Raw genomic sequence first — 20,382 nt, 5'->3', positions numbered from 1 at the left:
CACGATGCGCGGCGGGTGGCACGATGACACATCGGGACGGATTAAAGGGCGACGCCCGCGAGCCGTGAGGCGCGCGGGCGTCGGGTTGTGCACGGGACGCTCAGGGGGGGACGAACGTCACGCGTGCGGGGTGAAAAAAAGCTTCGGTCTCAATCGGTCTTCGCGACCGCGAAGGTGCGCAGCACCTCGCGGTGGAGCCGGTTGCTCTCGATCCGGTCGCGGACCTCGCTGGTCGCGGCCGCGACCGCGGGGAGGATGAGGCCGAAGAGGGCGATAAAAGCGAGTGCGTCCATGTTAGGGCTCCTTGTCTCTTCGACTAGCGAAGCATGTGCCAGGTTTCGCGACCGTCAACGTTTCGAAATTACATGTGTTGTGAAGAGCGGCAGGAGAAGTGGCTACTCGAGTTGCTGGCGACCGCATCGGCCATGGCCAGTGGGCCCGAGAACCACAAAGCTTCGATCTTCACCAGGACCGTTACCCGCGCCGCGAGCGCTTCGGCCCGGCCTGCGCGCGATGCCATGAAAGTATGCGGCCGCACGCGGCGAATGAAACCTCCACCGCGTCACCCGCCACGCAGGTGCGCGCGCCGGGCTCGTCGAACCGCGCTACGAGGGGCCATCGATCGGCGCGGCGGCGTGGTCGCCACGCCGATGTCGGCGGGCCGCGCTCAGGGAGATCGGCGCAACCCTTGACGGCCGCGGCGACGGTGGAGGGGCAAGTGGTCGGCCCGAGCCCGCGAAGGTCGACCGGCGGACGCACCCGAGGAACCCCCGCCGATCGTGCGCCGATGCCCGACGCGGCGCGGCAGTTTGCTCGTGGAGCCCGCCGGCCCCCCGCCGAGAGCCCGCGGGAGACCTCGCCAGGGCCGGCTGGTGCAGCTTTTGGCGGGGCCGGGGCGGGCCTGGAGAAATTTCGCGCGCGGCGGGCTTGTGATAAAAGGCAGGAATGCTCTCCCGTCTGCATACCTCCTTGCTTTCCTCGTTGATCCTCGTCGGGGCCGCCTGCGGCGACGACGGCAACACCTCGGCGACCGAAACTTCGACGAGCACGACGGAGACGCCGACGTCGACCGATCCGACGACGACGACGACGACGACGGACGACCCGACCACGACGACCACCATCGACGAGACGACGACGACGACGTCGACCGATCCGACGACGACCGACCCGACGACGAGCACGACCACGGGGGTGATGCCGGGCGACTGCGCGGCCCCGGCCGACGACGCCGACGAGGACGGCGATGCGATCGCCAACAAGGACGACAACTGCCGCTGCGACGCCAACCCGAACCAGCTCGATTTCGACGGCAACAGCGTCGGCAACGTGTGTGACGAGCCGCTGAAGTTCACCATCGCCGACGGCGCGCCGCCCGAGTTCAACGCGCTGCAGAGCCAGGCGACCGCGTCGCAGTTCATCGCCATGTGCCAGTTCCCGGTCACGCTGGTGGCCACCGGTGGGCAGATCGAGGTCACGCTCGACGACGTGGGCACCGGCCGGGTCTTCGCCGCGTCGGTCAACATGGCCGACACGCCGCAGCTCGAGTGCGACATCCCGCTCATCGTCAACGTCAAGCTGGTCATCAAGAGCCTGGTGATCACCGGTCCGGAGCCGTTCGCGGTCACCTTCCCGTTCACCGTCCCCGACCACGACAGCGGCACGATCACGGGCCTGATGTCCGCGATCCACAACATCGTCGTCAACGCGATCCTGGACGTGCAGGAGTCGTCGAACGAGGGGATCGCGATGCCGGGCGAGTCGCCGCTCATGGACGTGCCGGGCTCGTTCCCGGCGGGCACGGTGACCGTCGACAACGCGACGGGGCAGGTCACCGTCGACTTCGACGACGACGGCCACACCGTCTTCCAGCAGGAGACCATGGGCGGCCTGCAGATCACGCTGAGCGGCCTCACCGGCAAGCTGCGCCTGCGCCAGTGACGGGCGGCCCCGCGCGGGCACGAGTCCCGTCAGGCGCGTGGCCGTGACGTGTTAGGCTCCGGCCGCCCATGGCCCAGCCGACGCGCCCCGCGCCCGAGCTCCAGCCGTCCGCGGCCGCGGGCGAGCTCGCACCCGAACGACAGATCAAGCCCGTCGAGCGCCTGCGACGGGTGTTCTCGTACACGCGCCCGTACACCGGCCGGCTGATCGCCGCGCTGGTGTGCCTCGTGATCGCGTCGGGCCTCGGGCTCGTGTACCCGTACTACTTCGGGGCGCTGGCCGAGGCGGCGTTCACCAACGCGGCCGCGGCCGACAGCGAGGCCGCGTACGCCGAGCTCGGCGACAACACCGTGCTGCTGCTGGCGGTGTTCCTGGCGCAGGCGGTGTTCGTGTTCTTCCGCCATTACTGGATGACCTGGCTCGGCGAGCGGGTCGTCGCGGACCTGCGGGTCGGGCTGTATCGCCACCTGGCGATCATGCCGCAGAGCTACTTCCACCGCACGCGCAGCGGCGAGCTGTTGTCGCGCCTCTCCGACGACGTCACGCGCCTGCAGAGCACCGTCGGCCAGGACCTCAGCATCTTCCTGCGCAACGTGCTGACCCTGGTCGGCGGGATCGCGGTGCTGTTCTGGATGAACTGGAAGCTGACCGCGGCGATGCTGGCGGTGGTGCCGGCGTTGATGATCGCGGCCAACTATTGGAGCCGCATCATCCGCGAGCTCAGCCGCAAGGCCCAGGACGAGCTGGCGACCGCCAGCGGGGCGCTGCAGGAGGGGCTCGCGGCGATCGAGACGGTCCAGGCGTTCACGCGCGAGGACTTCGAGGTCCGGCGCTACGGCGGCGCGATCGAGACGACCTTCGGCCTTTTCATCAAGCGGGCGATCGCTCGCAGCTGGTTCTCGGCGGTGATCAGCTTCTTCGCCTTCGCCGCGATCGCCGGGCTGTTCTGGCTCGGCGGCTCGATGGTCATCGAGGGCGAGATCACGGCCGCCGAGCTGACCAGCTTCATCTTCTACACGCTGATGGTGGCCGGCTCGGTCGGGGCGCTCGCCGAGCTGCTCGGCGGGTTGCAGTCGACCTTCGGCGCGACCGCCCGGATCTTCGAGATCCTCGACACCACGCCCGAGATCGCCGATCCGCCGGCCCCGGTCGCCGAGCCCGCGCTGGCCGGCGAGATCCGCTTCGTCGGCGTCTCCTTCACCTACGGCGACCGCGACGTCGCCGTCGTCCGCGACATCGACCTGCACATTCGGCCAGGTGAAGTCTGCGCCCTGGTCGGCTCGTCGGGCTCGGGCAAGACGACGCTGGGGCGGCTGGTGCTGCGCTTCTGGGACCCGTCGACCGGGGCGATCCTGCTCGACGGCCACGACCTGCGGGCGCTGCGGCTGGCCGACCTGCGCGGGGCGATGGCGATGGTCTCGCAGGACCCGGTGCTGTTCAGCGGCACGATCCGCGACAACATCCGCTACGGCCGGCTCGAGGCCAGCGACGCGGAGATCGAGGCCGCGGCGCGGGCGGCCAACGCCGACCGGTTCATCCGCGAGTTCCCTCTCGGCTACGACACGCTGGTCGGCGAGCGCGGGGTCAAGTTGTCGGGCGGGCAGCGGCAGCGGGTCTCGATCGCGCGCGCGCTGCTGCGCGACCCCAAGGTGCTGATCCTCGACGAGGCCACCTCGGCGCTCGACGCCGAGAGCGAGCACCTGGTCCAGGGCGCGCTCGAGGTGCTGCAGCGCGGGCGCACCACCCTCGTCATCGCCCACCGCCTCAGCACGATCCGCGACGCCGACCGGATCGTCGTCCTCGACCACGGCCGGATCGCCGAGACCGGGCGCCACGCCGAGCTGCTGGCGCGGGGCGGCGTCTACGCAAGGCTGGTCGCCCGCCAGGCCGCCGCCGCCGCGGACAGCCCCGGCGAGGTCCCGGGCGGGCCGTAGCGCCTGGCCGGAGCCCTGTGCTACACCTCGCGGCCGCCATGGAAGACAGCCAAAAGCCGGACCTGATGGACAAGATCGTGTCGCTCTGCAAGCGACGGGGCTTCGTGTTCCAGAGCTCCGAGATCTACGGCGGCCTGCGCTCCGCCTACGACTACGGTCCGATGGGCGCGGAGCTGAAGCGCAACCTGATGAGCGAGTGGTGGCGCTTCATGGTCCACAGCCGCGAGGACGTGGTCGGCATCGACGCGTCGATCATCATGCGGCCGGAGGTGTGGCAGTCGAGCGGCCACCTCGCCAACTTCTCGGACCCGCTGGTCGACTGCAAGGTCTGCGGCGAGCGCTTCCGGGCCGACAAGGCCCCGCGCAAGGCCGAGGGCGAGGACGCGCCGATCACCCTCGACAAGAGCCGGGCCAAGGCGGCCCAGGACAAGCTGACCGAGGCCGGCGTCAAGCTGCACCGCGAGGGCGCCACGCTGACGGGCGCCAAGGCGGGCGCGGCCGGCTACGTGTGCCCCAACTGCGGCTCGCCGTTCATGAGCGACGAGCGCCGCTTCAACCTGATGTTCCGCACCAGCCTCGGCCCGGTCGACCCGATCGGCGACGTGGTCGACATCGTCCGCAAGGCCATGGCCGAGGGCGCCGACGACAAGGCGCTGCGGGCCAGAGTCGAGGGCGCGCTGGCGGCGTCGTCGGTGTACCTGCGGCCCGAGACGGCCCAGGCGATGTTCGTGCAGTTCATGAACGTGCAGCAGAGCCTGTCGCTCAAGGTCCCGTTCGGCATCGCCCAGATGGGCAAGAGCTTCCGCAACGAGGTCACCGCCGAGCACTTCATCTTCCGCTCCTGCGAGTTCGAGCAGATGGAGTGCGAGTTCTTCGTGCCGCCGGGCGAGGGCCCGAAGTACCTCGAGTACTGGATGGGCGAGCGCATGAAGTGGTGGAAGTCGATCGGCATCAAGGAGGACAGCCTCCGCTTCCGCAAGCACGACGACGACGAGCTCGCCCACTACTCGGATGGTTGCTACGACGTCGAGTACAAGTTCCCGTGGGGCTGGGACGAGCTCGAGGGCATCGCCAGCCGCACCGACTTCGACCTCAAGGCCCACTCCGCCGGCTCGGGCAAGAAGCTGACCTACTTCGACCCCGAGGCCGTCGACCCCGCGACCGGCAAGCCCGGCCGCCACTACGTGCCGCACGTGGTCGAGCCGGCCGCAGGGGCCACGCGCGGGGTCCTGGCCGCGCTGTGCGACGCCTACGACGAGGAGCCCGCCGACGCCGAGGGCAAGGGCGCGCGCACGGTGCTGCGCCTGCACCCGCGCCTGTCGCCGATCAAGGTCGGGGTGCTGCCGCTGGTCAAGAAGGACGGCATGCCCGAGGTCGCGCGCAAGGTCGTCGACGCGTTCTTCACCGCCGGCGTCAACGCCAAGTACGACGAGCAGCACGCGATCGGCCGCCGCTACGCCCGCCACGACGAGGTCGGCACGCCCTACTGCCTGACCGTCGACACCCAGACGCTGCAAGACGACACGGTCACGATCCGCTACCGCGACGACCGCCGCCAGGAGCGCATCAAGATCGCCGATGCGGTCGACACCGTCCGCAAGGCACTGACGGAGACGCCATGAACACGCCCCGCACCGTCCACTGCAAGAAGCTCAAGCAGGACCTGCCGGCCCTGCCTTTCAAGCCGTTCCCCAACGAGTTCGGCCAGCTGCTCTACGACAGCATCAGCCTCCAGGCGTGGCAGATGTGGATCCGCGAGTCGCCCAAGTTCATCAACACGTACCGCCTCGACCTGCAGTCGAAGGAGGGCCGCGACTTCCTCGAGAAGCAGATGCGGATCTTCTTCGGCTTCGAAGAGGGCGACATGGCCGACACGGCCTTCATCCCGCGCGAGGGCTGAGCCAGGGCGCGGCGCGCCGTGCCGTGATTGGCCGGCGAAGCATCGGGGTCTGAAGTCTTCACAATGACGAAAGAGCGCGACGGCCAGGCCGTCGCGCTCTGTGGTCATTCGTCAGCGCCGCGCGGGTGGCCCGCGCGGCCGCCGATCACTGGATCACGCACACACCGGCGCCGCCCGGGCCCGCGTGCGGGCAGTGGGTCACGTCGTCGGTCTGCGCGACGCCGGCGTGGTAGAGGCGGCAGCCGACGGAGTCGCCGTCGACGTCGGCCTCGGTGCCGGGGTACCAGTGGCCGCACTGGTCGAGGCAGTCGGCCTCGTCGTTGTAGAGGTTGAGGTCGTTCTCGCAGTTGGCGAAGTACGTGGTGCAGTAATCGGCGCAGGCCGGGGCCGCGGCGTCGACACACACGCCGGAGCCGTTGGGGCTGGCGTGCGGGCAGTGCTCGTTGGCGTCGACCGTGCTGGCGACGGTCACGTGGTAGAGGCGGCAGCCGAGCGTGTCACCGGCGGTGTCGGCGGAGCTGCCGACCGGCCACTGGCCGCACTGGTCGAGGCACGCCTGCATGTTGTCGTACTCGGCGAAGTCGGTGCAGGCATCGAGGTAGATCCCGCAATAGGCCTCGCAGGTGACCTCGTCGCCGGTGGTCGTCGTGTCGGACGTGGTGGTCGAGTCGTCGGTCGTCGACGTGGTCGTCGGCGAGGTCGTGGTCGTCGGCGAGGTCGTCGTCGTGTCAGTGGCGGCCGTCGTCTCGGTCGCCGTGCCCGTCGTCGTCGTCTCGTCGGTGTCGGTGCCGGTGGTGGTGGCTTGCGTCGCGTTGTCGGTGGTCGACTCGGTGGTCGAGTTCCCGCTGTCGCCGCAGGCGGCGAGGCCGAGAATCAACAGCGGAGCGGTGAAAATCCAAGCTGCTTTACGCATCAGAAGCATCCTTCGCAGGGTTCGGTCGGGGAGGATATCGTAACTGCGCGGCCGATGTTACAGGCTTCACGCCGGCCGCCGGGCCGCGCGGTGGCGCGACCGAGGATTCACAGGTGTGCGAGTGAGTGCTCGTATTCGGCCGGTGCGCGGCGCGAGAAAAAATCGCTGCGTCTGCCCGATCCGTCGGCTCGCCTGGTTCGTACCGACCAATCGCCCCTTATCGGCCGTGCGGAAGTCGCGGGCACGCGAACGCAGACGATTGTGGGGACGATTGGCGACAATAGGCGCGACTTCATCGCCGCCCCAAGAATTCCGCCTGTGCTCGCTCGGCCGTAGATCCATCGGCCTCACGGTGGAGTAGGATGGGATTGACACGACGACTGGTCGCGGCGCTCGTTGCCCGGCCGGACGAGGAGGCGCGATGTACAAGAACTTGAGAGCGAAAACTGGGTTGGCGGTGGTCGCCGTGGCTGCGATCTGCGGGGGGAGCTGGTGGACCTCGGACGTCCGCGCGTCGGACCATGACGAGGCACCGCTCGTCAAGGCCGACGGCGCGCAGGACATCACCGATGTCTACGTGTTCGAGAGCGGACCGAACAAGACCACGATCATCGTCTGTTGGGCGGGCTTCAACGACAGCCTGGACAAGCCGACGAAGTCGGGGGTGTATGACGGCAACGCCCTCTACACCATCCACGTCGACAACGATGGCGACAACGAGTCCGACCTGAAGCTCTACTGGCGCTTCGGGACCAACGCCAAGGACGAGATCGGCATCCAGTGGTCGGGCATCCCCGGCGCCGATCCGGCGGTGGCGGGCCCGGTGGAGACGGTCTTCGACGCCGGCACGTTCGCCCGCGTGTGGGCGGGCCACGCCGACGATCCGTTCTTCTTCGACGCCCAGGGTTACCTGGAAGGGCTCGACACCCAGACGGTGTCGTTCATGAGCAACCGCGATTTCCTGGCCGGCCTCAACGTCACCGCCGCGGCGATCGAGATCGACACGGACGTGCTGACCGGCGGCAACCCCATCCAGGTGTGGGCCACCTCCGCGAGGAAGGGGTAGGAGGTCGCCATGACGAAGTACGCATCCATTCACAGCATCCTCGGCGCGGCGCTGCTCGCCTCGTTCGTCGCGTGCGGCGACAACGGCGGCCGCACCACCGACACGGACTCGACCGCGGCGACCACGGAGCCCGGGACGACCGACGGGACGGCGACGACCGACGGGACGGCGACGACCGACGGGACGACGACGACCGACGGGACGACGGCGACGACGGTCACGCCGACCACGACGGACGCGACGACGGTCACGCCCACGACCAGCAGCACCACCGACACCGGCGGTGACGACGGCTTCGTGTTCCCGACCGACCCGTTCGACGCGTACGTGCAGATCGATCGCCACGGCGCAGTCGAGGCCGGGACGGCGGGCATCGCCGCGGCGCAGGGCCTGGGCTTCAACATGGGCTCGGACATCTCGATCCGCGACGACTACAACGCCAGCAACCCGGCCGACGACGCCGCGGGCATGTGGCTGCCGGAGATCGTCGAGAGCATCACGTTCTTCCACGACGCGTTCGACGACGACATCATCGGCCTGGGGCTCGTCCCCGCGACCCTCGACGAGACCGTGGATCAGGCCGGGCCCGTCATCGTGCCCGACACGATCAAGTACGATCCGAGCATGCCGACCTCGTACCCGAACGGCCGCAAGCTGACCGACCCGGTGGTCGACATCACCCTCGCCGCCGTGCTGCTCAAGCTCGGCCCGGGTCAGCCGCTGACGTTCTTCGCGGACCTTCCGCTGAACCCGCCCGCGAACGACGTGCCGTTCCTGACCGAGTTCCCGTTCCTGGCGCCGCCGCACGCGCCCTGATCGACGAATTCGCGCGCAGCTCCCCGGAGTGACGAGCTCCGGGGAGCTGTATCTTTTCAAGGCCCTCGCGCCGACCGTCATGGACCGAAAGACCACTCTCGTCGCGGCCGTCGTCGCGTTCGGCCTGTCGGCGTTCGTCTCGCAGGTCGTGTTCCGCGGCCAGCCGACGCCGCCTCCGGTCGTCGCGGCAAAACCGGTCGCGCCGGCGGCAGCAGGCGCCGACTATGCGTCGCTGCTCGCCGAGCTCGACCAGACCATCCAGGGGCTGCGTGCGCGCGCCGACAAGCGCCCGGGCGACTGGCTGACGCGCATGCACCTCGGCTCGGCGCTGCTCGAGCGCGCGGGTCTGACGAATCAGCTCGACGACTTCGCGCGCGTGCAGGCGGTGCTCGACGAGGCGTTTGCGATCGCGCCGCCAGGCAGCGGCCCAGTCCTGGTGGCAGCCCGCTTCAACTTTGCGATCCACCGCCTGGGCGAGGCCGAGAAGTACCTCGACATCGTCGATCGCCGCGCCGTGCCGCGCCGCGACGATCAGACGCTCGCGCGCGTGTTGCGGGCGGAGATCGCCGCGCAGCGCGGTCAGTACGAGACCGCGATGGCCGAGCTGACGGCGATCGCCGCGGCCGAGCCGATGGTCGCGACCGCCGAGCTCGCGCTCCTGCACGCGAAGACGGGCAAGCCGGGCGAGGCGGAGATCTTGCTCGAGCAGGCGCTGCAGGCGACCGGCCCCAAAGACGCGCGGCGGCGGGCGTGGATCGAGCTGCAGCACGGGATCGTGGCGATGGAGCGCGGCGAGCTGCAGTCGGCGCTGAAGCACCTGCACGCGGCCGACGCGGAGCTCGCGGGCTGGTGGCTGGTGCGCGAACACATCGCGGAGATCCACCACCGCCGCGATCAGCACGCCGAGGCGATCGCGATCTTCGAGGACCTGGTCCGCACGGCCGATCTGCCGCAACACATGGACGCGCTCGCGGGCCTCTACCGGCACACGGGCGCGGCCGAGCGGGCCGACGAGTGGATCGCGCGCTCGGCCGCGCGATGGGAGCAGCAGCTGGCGCGCTTCCCCGAGGCGGCGATGGGCCACGCGCTGCAGCACTATCAACAGTTCGGGCCGCAGGAGCGGGCGCTGGAGCTGGCCATCGCCAACCACGCGGTCCGCCCGGGCGGCGACGCGAAGGTGGCGCTGGCACAGGCCTATCTGGGCGCGGGGCAGGCCGCGGAGGCGCTGGCGCTCGTCGAGCAGGCCCTCGGATCGCCGTACCGCACGGCGCGGCTGCACGACGTCGCGGCGAAGGCCCACACCGCGCTCGGCCAGGCCGCGGCGGCCGAGCAGCAGACGGAATTGATGCTGGCGATCAATCCGCGCTACTCGAGCACCGATCACGCCCATTGAGGCGATGATTCACGCGCCGGTGGGTGAGTCCGTGGGCTCGTGTTCGTTCGTGGCGTCATGCGTGAGGTCGTGATGGTTTGCTTGCGAGCGGATCGCGGCATTGATGCGCTGCGATCGTCGGCGAACAGGGCTGGCGATTCGCCGGCAGCGACGGGCGTCCGTGGCCGGTGCTGGCGAGCGCCCGCCAGGTGTGCGGGACCAGGGCGACCGCGAGCGAGCCGGCGACCACGGCGGCGACCAGCAGCGCGGTGTGGCTCTCCGAGCTGGCCAGCGCGAGCAGCAGGGCGCACAGCGCAGCGACCCCCAGCGGGACGGTGCGCGCCAGCGCCGGCGGTGGGGCCCGGGTCACCGCGGGCGAGGGCCCGGGTGCGAGCATTCGCCGGCGGACGTGGCGCTCGACGAGGCCCATCAACAGCAGCGGATAGAGCGCGACCAGCAGCAGCAGCGGCCACGCCAGCGCCGGGTGCCGCAGTCCCACCAGTTGCACGGTGAGCGCCAGCGGCACGGCCGTGGTGAGCACGAGCGGGAGCAGCAGCCATTGCCGGCCGGCGTCGTTCCAGAACCACCAGGTGGGCACGACGCCGAGCCGCTGCGGGCGGTCGAGCAAGGATCGCGGAGCAGGCAGGTCGGTCATGACTTCCCGTCTCCCGAGCAGTCGCTCTTCCAGCACTTGAAGGCCGCCAGGCACTTGGCCCCGGCGGCGACGCAGGCGCCGGTGAGCGGTTTCCAGAAATAGGCGACCGCGCAGATGCCGAGAGTCGCGCCGCAGTCCTTCTTCACGCCGCCCTTGTCGACGTCGTGGCAGACGTTCGGCGGCAGGGCCAGGCTCGACGCGACCTCCAGAGCCTCCTCGTCGCGCTGCAGGCCGCTGTCCCACACGCCAGTGACGGCGTGGATCACGAAGTAGGCGTCGCGCCACGGAGCCGAGCCCGCCAGGACCGGCGCGAAGTCGGCGTTGAGGAGGTCGGGGTCGCCTTCGACGCTCCAGCCGCCGGTGGACGGATCGAACTCGACGCAGGCAGCGGCAGCGTCGTGCTCGGCGGTGTGACGCAGGCGCTGCTCGGACTCGACGCCGCTCCAGCGCTGCTCGACGCGACCGAGGCCGAGGAATTCGCCGCGCACGACGAGGCCGGTGGCGGTCCACGTGACGTCGACCGTGGCGTCGGGCCCGGTGAATGTCATGACCGCACGCTCGGCCGCACAACCGGCCTGGAGCGCGTTCTGCTGGCCGTCGAGGCCGGTGAGGCCGCCCTCGGTGGGGGTGAGCAGGTAGCCGCGCGCGGCGGCGTGGTCGCTCACGTGCGCGAGCCAGGCGTCACAGAACCCATCGGAAGCGGCGGCCGACCGGGCGCCCGCGCCGACGAGGGCGAACACGACGAATCGCAGGACGCGCCCGGCGACGAGCCGACGCCGAGGTCTCGAGCCGCGATCGGTCATGTCCCGAAGTTAATCCGGTCACCGCGGCTCGCCACACCGCACGAGCGGCGGGCCAGGCGATCCGCGCCGAGAGCCGGCGAGAGCCCCGGTAGAACGCCGGGAGGCGTCACGGGCGAGCGCCGAGGCCGATGGATCGGCGCGAATGCGTGGGCCCAGCGCCGACCTGCGCCAGGCGATCGAGCCGCCGGCGCTGGCGTCCCTGCGCCACCGACCTGTGCCGCGTCCCACGATATGCGCGGCCCGGCCCGAACGACATACCCGGTGTAGGTATTGATATCGGTGCACCGCCGGCCTGTGCCGCGTCCCACAGCGCGAGCCGTGGCGACCCGCCCTGTGTAGGCATCACATTCATGCGACACCGAACCGTGCCGCGCGGCGTGGCCAGCGGCCAGGCCCGCGTCACCGCGCGCAGCTTGGCGCGGTCCGGCGATTGAAACGGCGCGAGCGGGTCCAGGAGGCGGTCACGGGCAGTTCTGCGAGGTGACCATCTCGCCGGTCACCGGCACGCCGTCGTCGGGCACGTCCTCGAACGAGACCGGGATCGACTGGCAGAAGCCGAAGTCGCAGGCCTCCTGGCGGGCGACGTGCGCGTGCGGGCCGGTCGACCAGCCGGTCGAGCCGGTCAGTCCGACCACGCCGCCGCGCTCGACGACCTGACCGACGCTGACCTGCACGGCGCTCAAATGTGCGTACACCGAGCCGGTGCCGTCTTCGTGCTGGAGGATCACGTAATTGGCGGCCGACTTGCACTCCTCGCCGCCGCCGTTGTAACAGGGGTCGCCGGGCTTGGTGTCGCCGAACAGCTTGGACACCGTGCCCTTGGCGATCGCCACCAGCGGGGTTCCGGTCGACAGCGAGAAGTCGAACGCGTAGGCCGAATTGCCGCTGTGGCTGAAGTCGCCGTTGTTTCCCTGCGTGACGGTGGTGGTGGTGCCGCACTGCAGCGGCAGGAAGAACCCGTTTTCGTCGGGCGGCTCCTGCTCGGGGATGCACTGGACGAAGTTGGCGAACACGTAGCCGGCCGGCCAATCGCCGGCGATCTGGTACCAGGTGTCGACGCCGTCGATGCTCTCGCCGGCCACGATCGCCACCACGTCGTGGACCGAGCCGTCGGCCACGGTGGCGATCGCGGCCATCGCTGTCGAAGGGGTCGGGCGGACGTTGAGCACGTCGCCCGGCGTTTCGATGCGGATCTGCGGGCACGGGTCGAGCGGCTCGCCGGTGGTGCCGTCGGTGGTGTCGGGGCCGCTGGTCGTCAGCCCGGGGCCGGTCGGCTCGGGGCCGGTGGTGGTGGTGAACTCGCCCGGGTCGGTGGTGCTGGTGGTGGTCGAAGTCGGGTCGGGCAGGCCGGTGGTGGTCGTCGTGTCGGAGTCGAAGCCGCCGCTGGTGCTGTCGCTGTCCTCGAACCCGTCGGTGAGGAACGGGGAGCTGGCGGAGTCGGTCGACTGGGGCTCGCCCCCCGAGGCGCAAGCGGTGCTGAAGACGACGAGCGCGAGCCACGGACGCGGGCGGACCTGCATGCCTCCGGGGTACTCGAAAGCGCACACGAATTCAAGCCTCACGCCCGCGGCCGCAGACGTCCGCGGGTCCCGATCGCGCATGGTTTAAAGGGCATGTCTTGGAGGACATGCTCGATCGAGCATGTCCTCGAGGGCATGTTCGAGCGGACATGCGCGGGTCAATCGCCGGGCGGCTCGAAGGAGCGCAGGACCTGGCGCAGCTGGCCCTGCACGCCGGGGTAGGCGGGGGCGGGGGCGGTGGCGAGGAGGTGGAAAGCGCGCAGGCCGACGACGTAGATCGCGTAGTCGATCTCGAACGCGCCGGCGGCCCCGGCGACGCTGGCGTGCAGGACCTGGCCCTGGGCGTGGTCGCCGGCGAGCGGCTCGGCGGGCTGCAGGGTGGCCGTCGGCCAGGTGCTGCGCAGGCGCTCGGGCAGCTGCTGCATCAGCGCGTCGACGGCGGTCTCCTCGCCGAGCGGCTCGAGCATGACGGTGACGTGGGCGTCGACGTCGGGCCGCACCAGCCAGCGGTCGCTGTCGGGGTTCTGCTGGGCCAGCATCTCGGGCGAGGCGGTGATCCAGCGCGCGTCGGGGGCGGTGACGGCGTACGGCGCGGCGCTGCCGACCACGCGCCCGGCCCCCTGCGGCAGGGCAGCGCTGGCGGGCAGGACGAACGACTCGATCGCGGCGCGCAGCTCGGGCTCGACGGCGGCGAAGTTGCGCGCGCCGGTGAAGCCGATCAGCTGGAAGGCCGAGCCGTAGGCGGTGACGAGGCCGGCGAGGTACTCGACGTCCTGGCCGTCGACGCTCGCGCGCATGTGCAGCAGCTTGCCGGTGTCGAGGTGACCGGGCAGCGGCGCGCTGTCGATCAGCTCGAAGTTGCTGGCGGCGCTGCGCATGTTGCCGACGACGGTGTCGACGAACGGCGCCAGCGGGACCATGGTGTCGGGCACGCGCTCGGCGATGATGAGGATGTGGGCGTCGAGGTCGGGGCGGACGAGCCAGCGATCGGCGAGCGGGTTGTCGCGCCGGGCGGCCTCGTCGGTGCGCAGATACCAGCGGTCCGAGGGGGCGCGCAGGCGGTAGTCGACGAGCCCGCCGACGACGTCGCCGGCCGGCTCGCCGGTCAGCTCGCCGCGCGCGCTCATCACGGCGTGGGCGAGCGGGTTCTGGCCGGTGACGAGGATGTAGAGGCCGAAGCTCTCGAGCGCGAGGTAGAGGCCGAACAGCAGCGCGGCGAGGCCGATGCGCACGCGCTTGGCGTGACCGACGAGCAGCAGCAAAAAGGCGAGGCTGACCCCGACCTGCATGCCGGCGGCCAGCCACTCGCCAGTGAGCGCGCGGAGCAAGGTGAACAGGACGAGGCCGAGGCCGACGCGCACGATGCTGAGGGTGACTGCGCCAGTGCTGCCGCTCAGCAGGCTGACGCCGAGCGCGACGTCGATGAGGGCGGCGATCGGGAAGCTGCCGGTCAGCAGATCACCGCGGGTCGACGCGGGCATCATGTAGGTCTCGCACAGGACCAGCGCCGCGTTGACGATCATCAGCGCGCCGGCGATGCGGTGGCCGGTGGACGCCCTGAGCCCGAGAGCCACATCGTCGTATGGAACGCCGGGAGGGTTCACGATCGCCAGCGTATCCGCGGGCCGCGAGGCCCACAAGCGAGGCGGGGCGGCAGGACGCGGTATGGGCTCGTGCGCGCTCGTCGATGCCCGTGTGCGAGCGGTGATCGAACGCGAAGTGTGGTGCGTGCTTCGACGACCGCGCAATGAAGAGGAAGGCGAGCCGGGTGAAACTCGAGGTCGGACAATGCGGTCCGAACGAGGAAGGTGGGGTGCTCTGCGCGACTCCGCGCGGGCGGCAGGTGGGCACCAGGGGCCGCGGGGGGCCTCCTGGGCGGGCATCCGGGTAGGGCGTTGCGACCGCTGCACCTCGCTTGACCCCTTACTACACGTGTAGTACTACGGCTGTCGTTCATGAGCGAGTCACACCAACTCAGCGATCTGCAGCTCGGCCTGCTGCGGATCTTGTGGGACCGCGGCGAGGCGACCGCGACCGATGTCCACACGGCCTTGCTCGAGCAGGATCGCGAGCTCGCGCCGACCACGGTGTCGACGATGCTGTCGCGGCTCGAGAAGAAGGGCACCGTGACGCACCGCGTCGAGGGGCGGCAGTTCATCTATCGCGCGCTCGTCAGCGAGGACGAGGTGCGGCGGTCGATGCTGTCGCGGGTCACCGATTATTTCTTCGGCGGCGACGTGTCGGCGCTCGTCAGCCATCTGGTCGAGGACAAGGATGTCGATCCGGACGACGTCGCGCGCCTCAAGCAGCTGCTCGGTGCGAGATCCGGCGAAGCGGAGGACGACGACGATGCTTGATCCTGCAGCCTCTCTCGCCGACCCGGCGGTGCACACGGTGGTGAGCTGGCTGGGCACGTACTTCGTGCACAGCTCGGTGCTGGTCGGCGGGGTGTGGGCATTCACCCGCTTCCTCCCGCTCGACGCGCTGACCCGCAGCTTGCTTTGGAAGATGTCGCTGGTCGGCGGGCTGTTCACGGCGACGCTGCAGACCGGGCTCGGGGTCGAGCCGCTGCTGGGCAGCGTCAACGTCGAGGCGGGCTCGCTGGGGCCGCCCGGGCCGCCGCCGATGTCGGCCACCGCGATGGCGCCGCCGCCGTTGGAGGTCGCAGTGGCGATGCCGCAGGTGCACGGGTGCGTCGGCTGCGAGCCGCCGGGGATGCTGCTCGCCGACGCGGAGGTGACGGCGATGTTGGCCGCGCCGGGGCACGTGCAGGTCGAGCACGTCGTGTTCGTCGAGTCGGCGACGATCGGCGAGTTCGAGCCGGTGGTGTTCGCGGCGCCGTCGTTCGTGCCGCCGGCCCCGCCGCTCGCGCCGGGGCCCGTGGTCGCGGCGGGGGGCGAGTCGCAGGCCGGGCTGGCCGCGTGGATCTTCGCCGGTCTGTTCGGGCTCGGGGCGACGCTGTCGCTCGGCCGGCTCGGGGCGACCGCGGTGCGGCTGCGTCGCGGGCTCCGCGGGCGCACGCCGCTGCGTCAGGGCCCGCTGCGCGAGCGGCTGGCGCGGCTGATGGCGCACGTACGTGTCCCTCAGGACAGTGTCCGATTGACCATGTCCGAACGGGTAGGTTCGCCGATGGCCCTGGCCAGCCGCGAGATCGTGGTGCCGGCGCGGGCGCACGGGCTGGCGCCGCGCCAGCAGGAGGCGATGCTGGCCCACGAGCTGGCCCACGTGCTGCGCCGCGATCCGGCCTGGCAGGTGCTGGCGTCGGTGCTCGAGGCGGCGCTGTTCTTCCAGCCGCTGAACCGGGTGGCCCGCCGCGGCATGCAGGAGGCGGCCGAGGAGCTGTGTGACGACTGGGCGGTGCGCCACACCGGGTCGGGGCTGCACCTGGCTCGCTGTCTGACCGAGGTCGCGCAGTGGCCTGGCCGATCGGACAGGTTCGAAAAGTTCGTCAGCCCGATGGCGGCGCGCAGCTCGCTGCTGGTCCGTCGGGTCGAGCGCCTGCTCGACGCCCGCACGCGCGACCGCGGCCGCTGGGCCAGGCGCTGGCGCGGGCTGCTGGGCGCGGCGCTGCTGGCGATGGTCGGGCTCGGCGCGCCGGGTCTTTCGCTGTCGATCGCGCGCGCCGAGGTGCCCGAGCCGCCCGCGCCCGACGAGCCGCCCGAGCTGATGCCGGAGCCGGTGTTCGCGGCGACGAGCGGGGCAGCGCCGACGACGGTGCTCGGCGTGGCCCCGGCGCCGCCGGTGCCGCCGGGGTCGCTGCTCGGCGTGGCCGCGCCGCCGCCCCCGGGCGCGATGGGCGAGCCGTCGCCGACGGTCAAGCAACGCCGCGCGCTGCGTCGCGCCGAGCGACATGAGCGCAAGGCGGTGCGACTTCAGTACGAGAGCGGGCCGAGCGCGCCAATGCACGTGTTCGTGCCGGAGCCGGCGATGCGCGGGATGCCGACGCCACCGCTGGTGATGGCGATGCCGCCGACGCCGCCGAAGTTCGCGGTGGGCTCGCGCCCGCCGACGCCGCCGACGCCGCCGAAGATCGTGGTGAGCCCGCGCCCGCCGACGCCGCCGACGCCGCCGACGCCGCCCGGGGTTCGCCTGGCGGTGACGGTCGAGCACGACGACAGCTGCTCCGACGATCACGGGCCGTCGCGCTCGCACGTGCGGGTGGTCCCGCGCACGACCGAGAAGCTGCTGCGCCAGGGCGGCAAGCTGGCGGTCCAGGCCAAGGTGATCGACGTCAAGCAGCTCCGCGATCTCGAGCGAGCGGCGGCGGCGATCGCCAAGCAGGCGAGCAAGCTCGACGCGGCCAAGGTCGAGGCGCTCAAGGCCCGCGCGGCCGAGCTGGCCCGCCGCGCGCCCGAGCTGAGCCCGGAGCAGCTGGCCGAGCTGACCGGTCGCGCCGAGCAGATCGCGGCCGAGGTCGAGCGCAAGGTGGAGCACCTCGACCTCGCCGGCCTGGCCGACGCGCTCGAGCACCTCGACGTCGACGACCTCACCGCGGAGGTCGAACGCGAGGTCGAGCGCTCGCTGCGAGCGTCGGCCCGCGAGCTGCAGCGCGCCGACCGTGAGCGCCAGCGCGGCTTCGACGAGGCGCAGCGGGCGGCCCAGCGCGAGGTGCTGAGCGAGCAGCGTCGCGCCGACCGCGAGCGGGTGCAGGTCGAGGCCGAGGCCCGGCGGGTGCAGGCCGATGGCCGGCGGGCGCAGGCCGAGAGCCGGCGCGCGACCGAGGAGGCCAAGCGAGCCCAGCGCGCTCGCGTGCGCGCCGGCGAGGCGGTCCGCCGCGAGGTCGACCGGGCGCTGCGCGACGGGGTGATCGACGCCGCGGAGCAGCGCCGGATCGAGGACGCGGCCCGCAAGGCGAGCGAGGGCGGCTAGCGAGCCGGAGCGCCCGCGGGGCCGGACCCCGCGGCGCTGCCCCTGGTGTCCGTTCGCTGGATGGCTTGAAGGACATGCGCGAACGGCCATGTCCTTCGGAACATTTTCTGAGGGGCATGTCCGAACGGACATGCCCGAAGGCACCGCTCACAGCGGGGTGATCACGGCCAGGCCGTCGCCGGCGCGCGCGCCGGGCTCGGTGGCGGCTTCGGCGAGGGTGCCGAGGTAGGACGAGCCGCCGCCGCCGTGGCCGTCGTCGCCGCCGCCGCCGCCGCCGTACCAGCCGCCGCCGCCGCCGCCGCCGTGGGTGTTGCCCACCACTTCGGGGCCCTTGCCGCCGAAGCCGAAGCCGCCGGGGCTGCCGACGCTGCTGTCGGAGTCCCCGCCTGCGCCGCCGCTCGCCTGCGTGCCGCCGCCGCCGTCGGCCAGGACCTCGTCGCCGCCGAGGCCGGGGGTGCCCTCGAGGCCGCCGCCGTGGCCGCCGCCGTGGCCGCCGCAGGAGAACTCGGCCCCGCCGCCGCCGCCGCCGACGATGATGCGAGCTTCGAGGCTGTCGTCGCCGGCGCGGATGTCGGTCGCGCCGCCGCCGCTCGAGCAGACCGCGAGCGTGGGGCAGCTGCCGCCGCCGCCGTTGTAGCCAGGGGCGTCGCCGGCACCGCCCGCGCCGCCGACCCGCACCGCGAGCGTCTGGCCGGGCTCGACCGCGAGCTCGCCGACGGCGCGGCCGCCGAGGCCGCCGATGTCCGGCGGGTCGCAGACGGCGGACGTCGTCGTGCCGCCGGCCGCGCCCCAGACTTCGAGCCGCAGGCGGGTGACCCCGGGCGGGACGATGTAGCTCTGCACGGCGCCGGTGTACGGGAACTCGACGGCCTCGAGCCCGCACAGCCCGTCGCAGCCGTCGCCGGCCGCGAGGTTGCCGTCGTCACAGCGCTCGCCGATGGCGAGCAGGCCATCCCCGCACACGCCGGGCTCGTCGACTGTCTCTTGTTCGACGGGTATGTCGAGGTCGCATTCGTGGACGAATGGGACGGCGAGGACGAGGCTGGTGGTGAGCAATACGTGGTTGGATAACGACATGGCACAGCTCCGATGACGGCAGGGAGCACCCGGGCGCATGCTCTGCCCCGGGCGCCGATATCCGCGGTCTTTATCCCATTCTTCATCAGCTCGCGCGCCGGGCAATCCGCCGCGTGACCCGATCCACAGGCTTGCATCGTGCGGTATGCCGCGCTGCGTGTAGGTCCCGCCGAATCAATGCATGGCTGAAGAGACATGTCCTCGTGGACATGTTGCCGCCGCGTCGAGGCCGCGCGGAGTGGACGTGCCGGGCTCTACATAGATGTCGCTTCGGACATGGCTAAAGAGGCATGTGATCATGGGGCGCCGCGGTCGGCGAGGCCGCCCTGGCGCACGCGGGCGCGCTCGGCCAGGGCGTCGAGCTGCGCGAGCTCGGCGCTCGGGTCGGTCACTCGCACGAAGCGCGCCGGCGGGACTCTTGGGAAGCCGGGGTCGAGGTGGCTCGTCAGCACGATCGCTTCGCCGTCGACGACGCTGCGCATGAACTCGAAGCGGCGCGCGCGGACCTGCGAGCGCCGCGATTCGTAGCCGAGGCCCGCGGCGTCGCTCCAGTCGCCGAGGGCGGGCAGGTCGACGACGAGCCCGCCCTGGACGCAGCGGAACGTGCCCTCGCCGTATTGCTCGTCGGTGCCGTGATTGGAGGCGTAGATCTGCCCGTAGCGCGCGAGCCCTCGACCCGCGGCGTCGCGGCCGAGCACGAGCGCGTGGAGCTGCATCGAGTCGTCGACATCGTCGTCGTCATCATCCAGATCGGGCTCGGGCGGGTCCTCGATCCAGGTGCCGAACAGCTCGTCCTCGGAGGCCATGGGCTCGCAGCGTACCTGCCGGCGAGCCGCCGATCCACGGACGCGGGCGCTCACGGCTGTTTACGAGTGCGGCGATCCGGTCGGTGGGCCCGTGATACCGTGGCGAAGGAGTGTGAACAAATTGACGGATCTTGCGGATGACGAGCAGAAGAAGCGGCTGAAGCGACTGGTGAGCCGGACGGAGATCGAGGCGTTGAAGGCGGAGTACGCCCGCAAGGCCGACGCCGTGTTCAATCATCCGGGGGCGGCCAGCGCCGCGGCGCTCGCCGACCTTTTTACGGTCGACGGGATCCTCGACCTCGGGCCGTTCGGGCGCTACGAGGGGCGGGCCCAATTATTAAATGCCTGCGAGAACATTCTGCCGCAGGCGACCCGGTGGACCACCCATTATATCGTCAGCCCGATCCTCGAGGTCGGCGATCATGCGGCGACCGGGTCGTGGTACTTCCTCATCAAGTCGGTGCCGCAGAGCCCGCCCGGGGCCGGGGTGAGCGAGACCTGCGGCGGCTACGCCGACAAGTACGTGAAGACGCCGGGCGGGTGGAAGATCCGCGAGTCGCTCAGCAGCTTCTTCGTGCCGCCGACCTGAGCCGGCGTCGATGGGGTGCCAGAAGATGCCCCATGTGACATGGTCAAAAGGACATGTCGATAGGGACATGATGATTGGGACATGCCCAGGAGGGCATGTCCCAACAGTCATCGGGCGACCG

At 71.1% G+C, this 20,382-nt stretch carries 18 protein-coding genes; 10 read left to right on the top strand and 8 right to left on the bottom strand.

The genetic code is table 11. From position 1 onward, the window contains the following. Positions 1–149: 149 nt before the first annotated feature. Positions 150–293, bottom strand: a complete 144-nt coding sequence (locus POL25_RS29040; RefSeq protein ID WP_272089490.1) for a hypothetical protein — start codon at positions 291–293, stop codon at positions 150–152. A 676-nt stretch (positions 294–969) separates the two neighbouring features. Here POL25_RS29040 and POL25_RS29035 point away from each other — a divergent pair. The 4 genes from POL25_RS29035 to POL25_RS29020 all read left to right on the top strand — a co-directional run bounded on the left by POL25_RS29035 (position 970) and on the right by POL25_RS29020 (position 5,775). Next, on the top strand, positions 970–1,941 hold the full coding sequence (locus POL25_RS29035) for a hypothetical protein (RefSeq protein ID WP_272089489.1): 972 nt from the start codon (positions 970–972) through the stop codon (positions 1,939–1,941). 68 nt (positions 1,942–2,009) lie between these two features. Next, on the top strand, positions 2,010–3,875 hold the full coding sequence (locus POL25_RS29030) for an ABC transporter ATP-binding protein (RefSeq protein ID WP_272089488.1): 1,866 nt from the start codon (positions 2,010–2,012) through the stop codon (positions 3,873–3,875). A 38-nt stretch (positions 3,876–3,913) separates the two neighbouring features. After that, on the top strand, positions 3,914–5,497 hold the full coding sequence (locus POL25_RS29025; protein ID WP_272089487.1) for a glycine--tRNA ligase: 1,584 nt from the start codon (positions 3,914–3,916) through the stop codon (positions 5,495–5,497). Then, entirely contained in the window at positions 5,494–5,775 is a 282-nt protein-coding gene (locus tag POL25_RS29020; protein ID WP_272089486.1) for an oxidative damage protection protein, read from the top strand. The genes POL25_RS29025 and POL25_RS29020 overlap by 4 nt, the downstream gene beginning before the upstream one ends. A gap of 145 nt (positions 5,776–5,920) precedes the next feature. Here POL25_RS29020 and POL25_RS29015 read toward each other — a convergent pair whose 3' ends face one another. Next, the gene (locus tag POL25_RS29015) at positions 5,921–6,688 is read right to left on the bottom strand and encodes a hypothetical protein (protein ID WP_272089485.1); all 768 of its coding nucleotides are present in this window, start codon (positions 6,686–6,688) and stop codon (positions 5,921–5,923) included. Positions 6,689–7,154: 466 nt separating this feature from the next. Between POL25_RS29015 and POL25_RS29010 the strand changes: the two genes are divergently transcribed. The 3 genes from POL25_RS29010 to POL25_RS29000 are packed head-to-tail and all read left to right on the top strand — an operon-like array spanning position 7,155 to position 9,963. Continuing rightward, a complete protein-coding gene (locus POL25_RS29010; protein ID WP_272089484.1) occupies positions 7,155–7,754 on the top strand; it encodes a DUF4331 family protein in 600 nt (199 codons plus the stop codon). A 9-nt stretch (positions 7,755–7,763) separates the two neighbouring features. Next, positions 7,764–8,570: a DUF4331 family protein gene (locus POL25_RS29005; RefSeq protein ID WP_272089483.1), complete on the top strand. Its 807-nt coding sequence runs from the start codon at positions 7,764–7,766 to the stop codon at positions 8,568–8,570. 28 nt (positions 8,571–8,598) lie between these two features. Continuing rightward, positions 8,599–9,963 carry a tetratricopeptide repeat protein gene (locus POL25_RS29000; RefSeq protein ID WP_272089482.1) on the top strand — a complete coding sequence of 455 codons (1,365 nt, stop codon included), beginning with the start codon at positions 8,599–8,601 and terminating at the stop codon, positions 9,961–9,963. 55 nt (positions 9,964–10,018) lie between these two features. On the opposite strand, the gene POL25_RS28995 is transcribed toward POL25_RS29000, so the two are convergent. The 4 genes from POL25_RS28995 to POL25_RS28980 all read right to left on the bottom strand — a co-directional run bounded on the left by POL25_RS28995 (position 10,019) and on the right by POL25_RS28980 (position 14,524). Next, a complete protein-coding gene (locus POL25_RS28995) occupies positions 10,019–10,597 on the bottom strand; it encodes a hypothetical protein (protein ID WP_272089481.1) in 579 nt (192 codons plus the stop codon). Further along, positions 10,594–11,400 (bottom strand): hypothetical protein, encoded by an 807-nt coding sequence (locus POL25_RS28990; protein WP_272089480.1) that lies wholly within the window; start codon positions 11,398–11,400, stop codon positions 10,594–10,596. The genes POL25_RS28995 and POL25_RS28990 overlap by 4 nt, the downstream gene beginning before the upstream one ends. A 461-nt stretch (positions 11,401–11,861) precedes the next feature. After that, positions 11,862–12,920, bottom strand: a complete 1,059-nt coding sequence (locus tag POL25_RS28985; protein WP_272089479.1) for a peptidoglycan DD-metalloendopeptidase family protein — start codon at positions 12,918–12,920, stop codon at positions 11,862–11,864. 158 nt (positions 12,921–13,078) lie between these two features. Continuing rightward, positions 13,079–14,524 (bottom strand): hypothetical protein, encoded by a 1,446-nt coding sequence (locus tag POL25_RS28980; protein ID WP_272089478.1) that lies wholly within the window; start codon positions 14,522–14,524, stop codon positions 13,079–13,081. Between the two features lie 351 nt (positions 14,525–14,875). Here POL25_RS28980 and POL25_RS28975 point away from each other — a divergent pair, with 351 nt between their 5' ends. Then, positions 14,876–15,277 (top strand): BlaI/MecI/CopY family transcriptional regulator, encoded by a 402-nt coding sequence (locus tag POL25_RS28975; protein WP_272089477.1) that lies wholly within the window; start codon positions 14,876–14,878, stop codon positions 15,275–15,277. Further along, positions 15,270–17,789: a M56 family metallopeptidase gene (locus POL25_RS28970; protein WP_272089476.1), complete on the top strand. Its 2,520-nt coding sequence runs from the start codon at positions 15,270–15,272 to the stop codon at positions 17,787–17,789. Before POL25_RS28975 ends, POL25_RS28970 begins: the two co-directional genes overlap by 8 nt. Positions 17,790–17,936: 147 nt before the next feature. Here POL25_RS28970 and POL25_RS28965 read toward each other — a convergent pair whose 3' ends face one another. Then, positions 17,937–18,866 (bottom strand): glycine-rich protein, encoded by a 930-nt coding sequence (locus POL25_RS28965; RefSeq protein WP_272089475.1) that lies wholly within the window; start codon positions 18,864–18,866, stop codon positions 17,937–17,939. Between the two features lie 296 nt (positions 18,867–19,162). Beyond that, positions 19,163–19,672 (bottom strand): hypothetical protein, encoded by a 510-nt coding sequence (locus POL25_RS28960; protein ID WP_272089474.1) that lies wholly within the window; start codon positions 19,670–19,672, stop codon positions 19,163–19,165. Between the two features lie 112 nt (positions 19,673–19,784). Here POL25_RS28960 and POL25_RS28955 point away from each other — a divergent pair, with 112 nt between their 5' ends. Further along, positions 19,785–20,261 carry a nuclear transport factor 2 family protein gene (locus POL25_RS28955; protein ID WP_272089473.1) on the top strand — a complete coding sequence of 159 codons (477 nt, stop codon included), beginning with the start codon at positions 19,785–19,787 and terminating at the stop codon, positions 20,259–20,261. The last annotated feature ends 121 nt before the right edge of the window (positions 20,262–20,382 follow it).

It is taken from the genome of Nannocystis bainbridge (genome assembly GCF_028368995.1).
Taxonomy (GTDB): domain Bacteria; phylum Myxococcota_A; class Polyangia; order Nannocystales; family Nannocystaceae; genus Nannocystis; species Nannocystis bainbridge.
The sequence above is the reverse complement of the archived record's forward strand: the minus strand, read 5'-3'. Positions and strand labels throughout refer to the sequence as shown.

Coding starts and splice junctions, on each gene's coding strand:
- POL25_RS29040 (WP_272089490.1), bottom strand. CDS start 293: ATGGACGCACTCGCTTTTATCGCCCTCTTCGGCCTCATCCTCCCCGCG.
- POL25_RS28990 (WP_272089480.1), bottom strand. CDS start 11,400: ATGACCGATCGCGGCTCGAGACCTCGGCGTCGGCTCGTCGCCGGGCGC.
- POL25_RS28985 (WP_272089479.1), bottom strand. CDS start 12,920: ATGCAGGTCCGCCCGCGTCCGTGGCTCGCGCTCGTCGTCTTCAGCACC.
- POL25_RS29015 (WP_272089485.1), bottom strand. CDS start 6,688: ATGCGTAAAGCAGCTTGGATTTTCACCGCTCCGCTGTTGATTCTCGGC.
- POL25_RS29020 (WP_272089486.1), top strand. CDS start 5,494: ATGAACACGCCCCGCACCGTCCACTGCAAGAAGCTCAAGCAGGACCTG.
- POL25_RS29030 (WP_272089488.1), top strand. CDS start 2,010: ATGGCCCAGCCGACGCGCCCCGCGCCCGAGCTCCAGCCGTCCGCGGCC.
- POL25_RS29005 (WP_272089483.1), top strand. CDS start 7,764: ATGACGAAGTACGCATCCATTCACAGCATCCTCGGCGCGGCGCTGCTC.
- POL25_RS29025 (WP_272089487.1), top strand. CDS start 3,914: ATGGAAGACAGCCAAAAGCCGGACCTGATGGACAAGATCGTGTCGCTC.
- POL25_RS28975 (WP_272089477.1), top strand. CDS start 14,876: ATGAGCGAGTCACACCAACTCAGCGATCTGCAGCTCGGCCTGCTGCGG.
- POL25_RS28965 (WP_272089475.1), bottom strand. CDS start 18,866: ATGTCGTTATCCAACCACGTATTGCTCACCACCAGCCTCGTCCTCGCC.
- POL25_RS28960 (WP_272089474.1), bottom strand. CDS start 19,672: ATGGCCTCCGAGGACGAGCTGTTCGGCACCTGGATCGAGGACCCGCCC.
- POL25_RS28970 (WP_272089476.1), top strand. CDS start 15,270: ATGCTTGATCCTGCAGCCTCTCTCGCCGACCCGGCGGTGCACACGGTG.
- POL25_RS28995 (WP_272089481.1), bottom strand. CDS start 10,597: ATGACCGACCTGCCTGCTCCGCGATCCTTGCTCGACCGCCCGCAGCGG.